The organism is Streptomyces inhibens (genome assembly GCF_003389455.1).
Classification (GTDB): Bacteria; Actinomycetota; Actinomycetes; order Streptomycetales; family Streptomycetaceae; genus Streptomyces; species Streptomyces inhibens.
The window spans coordinates 20,551-28,748 of the sequence record NZ_QUAC01000140.1 but is presented as its reverse complement, the minus strand read 5'-3'; the positions used below and the strand labels follow the sequence as shown (position 1 = coordinate 28,748).

General features: G+C 69.1%; 7 protein-coding genes and 3 pseudogenes. 9 read left to right on the top strand and 1 reads right to left on the bottom strand.

Going from position 1 to position 8,198, the window contains the following annotated elements; genetic code table 11:
• The first annotated feature begins 281 nt into the window (after nt 1-281).
• The 3 genes and pseudogenes from DY245_RS18130 to DY245_RS18120 all read left to right on the top strand — a co-directional run.
• Nucleotides 282-949, top strand: a pseudogene (locus DY245_RS18130) (bifunctional 4-hydroxy-2-oxoglutarate aldolase/2-dehydro-3-deoxy-phosphogluconate aldolase).
• A 207-nt stretch (nt 950-1,156) separates the two neighbouring features.
• Complete coding sequence (locus DY245_RS18125; protein WP_128508301.1) at nt 1,157-2,002, top strand: transporter substrate-binding domain-containing protein; 846 nt, start codon at nt 1,157-1,159, stop codon at nt 2,000-2,002.
• Nucleotides 2,003-2,033: 31 nt separating this feature from the next.
• Nucleotides 2,034-2,228: pseudogene (locus tag DY245_RS18120) on the top strand (PaaI family thioesterase); the annotation flags it as partial.
• Here DY245_RS18120 and DY245_RS18115 read toward each other — a convergent pair.
• Nucleotides 2,227-2,610, bottom strand: a complete 384-nt coding sequence (locus tag DY245_RS18115; RefSeq protein WP_128508303.1) for a VOC family protein — start codon at nt 2,608-2,610, stop codon at nt 2,227-2,229. The pseudogene DY245_RS18120 and the gene DY245_RS18115 overlap by 2 nt on opposite strands.
• Nucleotides 2,611-2,797: 187 nt before the next feature.
• Here DY245_RS18115 and DY245_RS46390 point away from each other — a divergent pair.
• The 6 genes and pseudogenes from DY245_RS46390 to DY245_RS18085 form a co-directional block, all read left to right on the top strand.
• Nucleotides 2,798-2,908 (top strand): annotated as a pseudogene (locus tag DY245_RS46390) (short-chain dehydrogenase); the annotation flags it as partial.
• A gap of 132 nt (nt 2,909-3,040) precedes the next feature.
• On the top strand, nt 3,041-3,817 hold the full coding sequence (locus DY245_RS18105; RefSeq protein WP_128508300.1) for a GntR family transcriptional regulator: 777 nt from the start codon (nt 3,041-3,043) through the stop codon (nt 3,815-3,817).
• Between the two features lie 207 nt (nt 3,818-4,024).
• Complete coding sequence (locus DY245_RS18100; RefSeq protein WP_128508299.1) at nt 4,025-5,056, top strand: sugar ABC transporter substrate-binding protein; 1,032 nt, start codon at nt 4,025-4,027, stop codon at nt 5,054-5,056.
• Nucleotides 5,057-5,235: 179 nt separating this feature from the next.
• Nucleotides 5,236-6,249, top strand: a complete 1,014-nt coding sequence (locus DY245_RS18095; RefSeq protein WP_483409816.1) for a sugar ABC transporter substrate-binding protein — start codon at nt 5,236-5,238, stop codon at nt 6,247-6,249.
• Nucleotides 6,246-7,307, top strand: coding sequence for an ABC transporter permease (locus DY245_RS18090; RefSeq protein ID WP_128508297.1), 1,062 nt, complete (start codon nt 6,246-6,248; stop codon nt 7,305-7,307). Before DY245_RS18095 ends, DY245_RS18090 begins: the two co-directional genes overlap by 4 nt.
• A complete protein-coding gene (locus tag DY245_RS18085) occupies nt 7,304-8,113 on the top strand; it encodes an ATP-binding cassette domain-containing protein (RefSeq protein WP_128508296.1) in 810 nt (269 codons plus the stop codon). Before DY245_RS18090 ends, DY245_RS18085 begins: the two co-directional genes overlap by 4 nt.
• Nucleotides 8,114-8,198 lie beyond the last annotated feature (85 nt).

Below are 8,198 nucleotides of genomic sequence, written 5' to 3'. Positions count from 1 at the left end.
GGGGTGCACACGCACCCCGGCCGCCGCCGTGTTGTGCGCCCCCTCCCACCTCGCTCTTCTCGCATTCTTGGCAGAGGGGGCGCGCGGGGCGCACCCCCCGAGGGAGGATTGTCAGTGCTTCCCGGTAGCGTTTCGGTGGAAACGAGGAGCGGGCGGGCATCGGCGGACAAGAGACCATGTGCGGTCAGCTGCCGTGGCGCGCCCCGGAAAGTGCCGTATCCGCCGTCGGCCATGGCGAGACGGCACGAAGCGCAGGAGACAAGGAAGGACGGCGAACTGCCGTGTATCGCTGGGAGATCACCCGGGCCGCACTGGCGCAGCGTGTTTTCGCCATCGTCCGCAGCGCGACGTATGACGAGGCGAGCGCCACCGCCGACACCCTGCTGTCGGCGGGCATCACCAGCCTGGAGATATCCCTGACCACCCCCTTCGCCCTGGAAGCGGTCACCACCCTCACCCGCGAGCTGGGCGACGACGCGGTCATCGGCGCGGGCACGGTCCTTGACGCGGTGTCGGCCCGGATGGCGGTCGACGCGGGCGCCCGCTACCTGGTCTCGCCGAGCCTCGACGCCGAGGTCATTCGCACCGGCCACCGCTATGGAGTCCCGGTCTTCCCCGGGGTGTCGACGCCGACCGAGATGGTCCGCGCGCTCGAACTCGGCGCGGACGCGGTCAAGTTGTTCCCCGCCTCGGGGCACAGCCCGTCCTGGCTGAAGGAGGTGCGTGCCGCGCTGCCGCAGGTGCCGCTGCTGCCGACGGGGGCGTCACGGTCGACAGCGCGCCGGAGTGGATCGCCGCGGGCGCCGTGGCCGTCGGCATGGGCTCGGCCCTTTCCGAAGGCGACCGCGACACCGTCGCCAAGCGGGCCGCCGACCTTCTCGCCCGCCTCGCCGAAGCCACCCCCGACCGCCCGGCGATGCGCGGCGCCGCGGACCTCTACGAGGACTGAGCGCCCGCCGCTGCCTGTCGCTGCCTTCCCGCCCCTCCGGCAGTCCACCAACCGGTCAAGGGGGTTCACCCGGAGCCATGGGCTCTGCCACTCTGAGCGCTTCGATCACGTGATCATGCCGCGGCCGTGCCCAACGTGCCGCAGCCGTGTGCCCGGCTCTCCGCGGCCGACCGCGTGACCGCCCGATCCGGAGCCAGAGGAGCCCCCATGAAGCGCGCCGCCACGCTGTCCGCCCTCACCTGTCTGCTCGCCGTCACCGCCGCCGCCCCGGCAGCCTCGGACACCCCCGCCCCGGTACGAGCGGCCGCTTCCACGGCCGGCAAGCAGGCCGCGGTCCCCGGCAAACCGTCGGCCCTCGACACCGTCCCCCGCCGCGGTGTGCTGCGCGTCTGCACCACCGGCGACTACCGCCCCTTCAGTTACCTCGATCCCGCAACCGGCACCTACCGCGGCGTGGACATCCAGATGGCCGAGGACCTCGCCAAGAGCCTGGACGCCAAGCCTCGTTACGTTGCCACGACCTGGGCCAAGCTCGTCGGCGACCTGTCGGCCGGCCGCTGCGACATCGCCATGGGCGGCGTCTCGATCACCCTCCCGCGCGCCCGCGCCGTCTACTTCAGCGAGCCCACCCGCACCGACGGCAAGACCCCCATCGTGCGCTGTGCGGACAAGGACAAGTACCGGACGCTGGAGCAGATCGACCAGCCGGGCACCAAGGTCATCGTCAACCCCGGCGGCACCAATGAGCAGTTCGCCCGCGCCCACATCAAGCGCGCCACCCTCACCGTTCACCCCGACAACACCACGATCTTCGACGAGATCATCGCGGGCCGCGCGGAGGTGATGATGACGGACGCCAGCGAGACCCGCTATCAGGCCAAGATCCACCCCGAACTGTGCTCGGTCCACCCGGACGACCCGTTCACCTTCTCCGAGAAGGCCTACGCCCTGCCCCGCGGCGACAACGAGTTCAAGGCGTACGTGGACCAGTGGGTACACCTGGCCACGCACGACGGGACGTACCGCAAGTACGAGGACGACTGGATGAAGTAGCCGGCCCGTGAGGGGAAGGATGCGGTTTTGGAGAATCACCGAGTTCGGGGGCGGCGGAGCGACGCCGGAGATCGATATCCGCGAGGAACTCCAGCAGCAGCACGGGTTTGTGCACGGTGGGGTGCTGTCGTACGCCGCCGACAACACCCTCACCTTCGCCGCGGCGCTCGGCCGTACGCTGCGGGCCCGCGCCGAGGTCGTCCAGGCAGGCCGGCGGCGGGCCGTCAGAGTGAGTCATCGGCCGTGACGTCATGCCCCGGCGCCGCATGTCCGAGGACATTGACGACCTTGCCGTTCGGGTCCTTGACGAAGAAGCGGCGGACGCCCCACTCCTCTTCCTGGAGCGGCCGCAGGATCTGCGCGCCCGAGGCCAGTACGGCGGCGTAGGCCGCGTCGACATCATCGACCTCGATGCTCATGTCGGGGGCGACCGGGGCGGTCTTGTCGTGGGTCATGAAGGTGAGCTGCGCGGTGGGGTTGGTGGGGGAGGAGAGCGTCATGACCCAGCCGTGGTTCATGACTTCCTCGAACCCCAGCAGGCCGTAGAACGTGCGGTTCTCCTCCAGGGCGTCGGAGTGGATGTCGGGGACGACGCGGCGTACGGACATGGGTGGCTCCTCGGGTCGGGGGGCATGGCGCCGGCCGCTCGGCGGCCCGGGGGTGGAGTTCAACTCCTCGGCCGTGGCGACGAGGTGGCGCAGATCGCGCGGATGGGCGTCCATGGCCTGGTTATCAGAAAAGGCCTTGGACATGCAGGGAATCGGGGCATCGGCCTCGCTGTAGGGATGCGGAACGGGTGGCCCGGGCGGCCGGCCGGTCGCGGAGGGTGCGGCCGGTGTCGTGTACGCGGCGACCCTGCCCGATGACGGCCCTACGGGCGGCTTCTTCCGCGGCCGCCGCCCGCTCCTCCGGTGGCCCCGGCCCGGCGGCACGGCCCGAGAAGCCGCCCCACCGGGAAGCCACCTCTCAACCGCCCTTGTCCGGACAATGTGACCTCCGGACTTCCCGTCATCTGCGCGGACGGATACGCTCGCGAGCGTGGGGAAACGCGATACAGAACAAGCCCTGGGCGCAGAGAGCCCCGTCCAGTTCAGCGTGGACCGGAGCAGTCCGGTCCCGTTGTATTTCCAGCTCTCCCAGCAGCTGGAGGCCGCGATCGAGACCGGCAAGCTGGCTCCCGGCAGTCTGCTCGGCAATGAGATCGAGCTGGCCGGGCGGCTGGGGCTGTCCCGGCCCACGGTGCGGCAGGCGATCCAGTCGCTGGTCGACAAGGGCCTGCTGGTGCGCCGCCGTGGCATCGGCACCCAGGTCGTGCACAGCCAGGTCAAGCGCCCGCTGGAGCTGAGCAGCCTCTACGACGACCTGGAGGCGGCCGGACAGAAGCCGGCCACCCGGGTGCTGCTCAACACCACCACGGAGGCCGATGCCGAGGTCGCCGCGGCGCTGGGGATCGCCGAGGGCGCGGAGGTCGCGCTGGTCGAACGGCTGCGGCTGACGCACGGTGAGCCCGTTGCGCATCTGCGTAACCACCTCCCCGCCGGGCTGCTCAAGCTGGAGACCGCCGAGCTGGAGGAGACCGGTCTGTACCGCCTGATGCGGTCGGCCGGGATCACCCTGCACAGCGCCCGGCAGGCCGTCGGTGCCCGTGCGGCGACCGCGGAGGAGGGCGAGCGGCTCGACGAGCCCGAGGGCGCTCCGCTGCTCACGATGCAGCGCACCACGTACGACGACACCGGGCGCGCGGTCGAGTTCGGCTCGCACGTCTACCGGGCGTCCCGTTACGCCTTCGAATTCCAGCTGCTCGTCCGGCCCTGAGTGCGGCCGGAGGGGCCCACCCGAGGGGCCGTACCGCGCTTGAGGGCGGCCAGACGCGCCCGTATTGCCGTTAATGCCTCGGTATGGCGTACCTCGAGACGTCCATTCGTCAGAATGTTCTGACAAACCATTGACGTGGCTCGGCGTGCGCCGTTACAAAATCCTCCAGCCGCATTTCGGCGGCCGGGAGACAAAGGCGGTCCCACGATGAACGGCGTGCGTACGGCTAGCCCCTTCACTGCCCGCAGCGTCACTCTGCGCACTGCCGCCGCTTTACTGGCGAGTGCCGCACTGGTCGCACTGGCCGGCGGATGCAGCGCCGCCGGCGGCCAGGACGCCGAGGGCAAGTCCGGCGGATCGGGCAAAGGCGCTGCCACCCCGCGCATGACCATCGGGATGGTCAGCCACTCCGGTGACGGCGACACCTTCTGGGACATCGTGCAGAACGGCGCCGAGCAGGCCGCCGCCAAGGACAATGTGAAGTTCCTCTACGCACATGACAAAGAGGGCGCCCAGCAGGCCGAGCTGATCCAGTCGTACATCGATCAGAAGGTGGACGGGCTGATCGTCACCCTCGCCAAGCCGCAGGCCGTCAAGGCCGCCGTCCGCAAAGCCGTGGCACAGGGCATTCCCGTCATCACCATCAACTCCGGTGGCGAGTTCTCCCAGGCGTACGGGGCGCTGACGCACATCGGCCAGGACGAGTCGGTGGCCGGCCGCGCGGTCGGCGACGAGCTGAACGCCCGGCACGCGAAGAAGACCCTCTGCGTCATCCACGAGCAGGGCAATGTGTCGCTGGAGGACCGCTGCGCCGGTGTGCGCAAGGCCTTCCACGGGACGGTCGAGAACCTCAACGTCGACGGCACCAACGCGCCGTCCTCGCAGTCCTCGGTCGAGGCCAAGCTCCAGTCCGACAAGTCCATCGACGCGATCGTCACGCTCGGTGCACCGATGGCGGCGATCTCCGTCAAGGCCAAGGAGGAGGCCGGCAGCTCGGCGCAGATCGCGACCTTCGACCTGAACTCCGCGGTCGTCAAGCTCCTCAAGGCCAAGGACATCACCTTCGCCGTCGACCAGCAGCCCTACCTCCAGGGCTACGAGGCGGTGGATCTGCTCTGGCTCCACAAGGCCAACGCCGATGTGCTCGGCGGCGGCAAGCCGGTGCTGACCGGGCCCGCCCTGGTCACCCAGCAGGACGTACCAAAGCTGACCGAGTACACCGGGCGAGGCACCCGGTGAGACCACAGGGAAGACGGGACCCCATGAACCGGGACAGATCACCGGTAACGGATACTTGTTCGGTTGGGCCCGGCCGGCTGCCGGTGTACGACACCGCACACCCACGGACCGGGCACACCACACAGCGAATACAACCAACGCAGCCGAGACGGCAACATCAGCGGGAAGGGCGAGTCCTCGTGGCAACGGTTCGGAGGAGGGGACGCGTCGTCAGCGCCGTGCTGGCAGCGGTACTCGGCGCTTCCCTGGCGGGGTGCAGCAGCACCGGAGGCAAGCGCGCCGAGGACGAGCGTGCCGCCAAGGCCGCCGGCGGCAAGGCCGCGGTGAACACCCCCCGGTGGACGTTCGCGATGGTCACCCACTCGGGCGACGGCGACACCTTCTGGGACATCGTGCAGAACGGCGCCCAGCAGGCCGCCGCCAAGGACAACATCAAATTCGTCTACGGGCACGACAAGGAGGCCCAGCGGCAGAGCCAGCTGGTGCAGTCCTACATCGACCAGAAGGTCGACGGGCTGATCGTCTCGCTCGCCAAGCCCAGCGCGATGAAGGACGTCGTCGCCAAGGCCGAGAAGGCCGGCATACCGGTGATCACGGTGAACTCCGGCGCCGAGGAGTCCAAGGCCTTCGGGGCACTCAGCCACATCGGCCAGGACGAGACGGTGGCCGGCGAGGCCGTGGGCGAGGAGCTCAACAAGCGCGGCAGGAAAAAGGCCCTGTGCGTCCTGCACGAGCAGGGCAACGTCGGTCATGAACAGCGCTGCGACGGTGCCAAGAAGACCTTCAAGGGCGATCTGCAGAAGCTCTACGTCGAGGGCACCAACATGCCCGATGTGCAGTCCTCCATCGAGTCCAAGCTCCAGGCGGACAGCTCCATCGACGCCGTCGTCACCCTCGGCGCGCCCTTTGCCCCCACCGCCGTCAAGGCCAAGGAACAGGCCGGCAGCAAGGCCGAGATCGACACCTTCGACCTCAATGCCCAGGTCGCGGCCGGCCTCAAGAACGGCACCCTCGGCTTCGCCGTCGACCAGCAGCCCTACCTCCAGGGCTACGAGGCGGTCGACCTGCTGTGGCTCTACAAGTACAACTCCGACGTGCTCGGCGGCGGCAAGCCGGTGCTCACCGGACCCCAGGTGATCACCAAGAAGGACGCTGCCGCGCTGCAGGACTACACGAAGCGGGGCACCCGATGAGCCACACCGACGTACCCCTCGTGCAACCCGCCAAGAGCGGGGGCGATGAGCGGCTGCTGCACCGCTCCCTGGCGCGCAGGCTGATGAGCCGCCCCGAACTGGGCTCGGTCGTCGGCGCCGCCGCGGTCTTCATCTTCTTCTCGATCATCGCCGAGCCGTTTCTGCAGGCCTCCAGCCTCTCCACCGTGCTCTATGCGTCGTCGACCATCGGCATCATGGCCGTCCCGGTGGCGCTGCTGATGATCGGCGGTGAATTCGATCTGTCGGCCGGTGTCATGGTTGTCAGCTCGGCGCTGATCTCCTCGATGTTCAGCTACCAGATGACCGCCAACACCTGGGTGGGCGTCGGGGTGTCCCTGCTGGTCACCGTCGCCATCGGGGCGTTCAACGGGGTGCTGCTGACCCGTACCAAACTGCCCAGCTTCATCATCACCCTCGGCACGTTCTTCATGCTGACCGGCCTCAACCTCGGTTTCACCAAGCTGATCAGCGGCACCGTCTCGACGAAGTCCATCGCCGACATGGAGGGCTTCGACTCGGCCCGTACGCTCTTCGCCTCGCATCTGACCCTGGGCAGCGTCGACATCCAGGTCACCATCCTGTGGTGGATCGTGCTGGTCGCCCTCGCCACCTGGATCCTGCTGCGCACCCGCGTCGGCAACTGGATCTTCGCGGTGGGCGGCAACGCCGATGCCGCGCGGGCGGTCGGTGTCCCGGTCACCAGGACCAAGATCGGCCTCTACATGGGCGTCGCCTTCGCCGCCTGGGTCTCCGGCCAGCATCTGCTGTTCTCGTACGACGCCATCCAGTCCGGCGACGGCGTGGGCAACGAATTCCTCTACATCATCGCCGCGGCGGTCGGCGGCTGCCTGATGACCGGCGGCTTCGGCTCGGCGATCGGCGCCGCCGTCGGCGCCTTCATCTTCGGCATGGCCAGCAAGGGCATCGTCTACGCGCAGTGGAATCCGGACTGGTACAAGTTCTTCCTCGGCGCGATGCTGCTGCTCGCCACACTCCTGAACGCATGGGTCCGTAAGCGGGCGGAGGCAAAGGCATGACAGCGCTGGTCGAGCTGACCGACGTCAGCAAGTACTACGGCAACGTCCGGGCACTGGAGGGCGTGTCCCTGGAGGTGCACGCGGGAGAGATCTCCTGTGTGCTCGGCGACAACGGCGCCGGCAAATCCACCCTCATCAAGATCATCGCGGGCCTGCACCGGCACGACGCCGGCACCTTCACCATCGAGGGCGAGGAGACCACCCTCTCCTCACCGCGCGAAGCCCTGGACCGCGGAATTGCCACCGTCTACCAGGACCTCGCCGTCGTCCCCCTCATGCCGGTGTGGCGGAACTTCTTCCTCGGCTCCGAGCCCACCACCGGCGTAGGCCCCTTCAAGCGGCTCGACGTCCGGACGATGCGCGAGACCACCCGCAGCGAGCTGCTGCGGATGGGCATCGACCTGCGCGATGTCGACCAGCCCATCGGCACCCTCTCGGGCGGCGAGCGGCAGTGCGTGGCCATCGCCCGCGCCGTCTACTTCGGTGCCAAGGTCCTCGTCCTGGACGAGCCGACGGCGGCGCTCGGCGTCAAGCAGTCCGGCGTCGTCCTCAAGTACGTCGCGGCCGCGCGGGACGCCGGGCTCGGCGTGGTGTTGATCACCCACAATCCGCACCACGCCTATCTCGTCGGCGACCGCTTCGTCCTCCTCAAGCGCGGCACGATGGCCGGCAGCCACGCCAAGTCCGAGATCGCCCTGGAGGAGCTGACCCGCCAGATGGCGGGCGGCAGCGAGCTCGAACAGCTCAGCCACGAGCTGGCCCGCACCGCGACCCCGGAATTCCCCGGAGGTCACCGGCCCGAATGATCCACCCCGTGCCCCGCGCCGGCCCCCGGGCCGCGCGGGGCGCGACATCCCACGCCGCGGTGCGCCGGACGGCGCGGGTGATGCA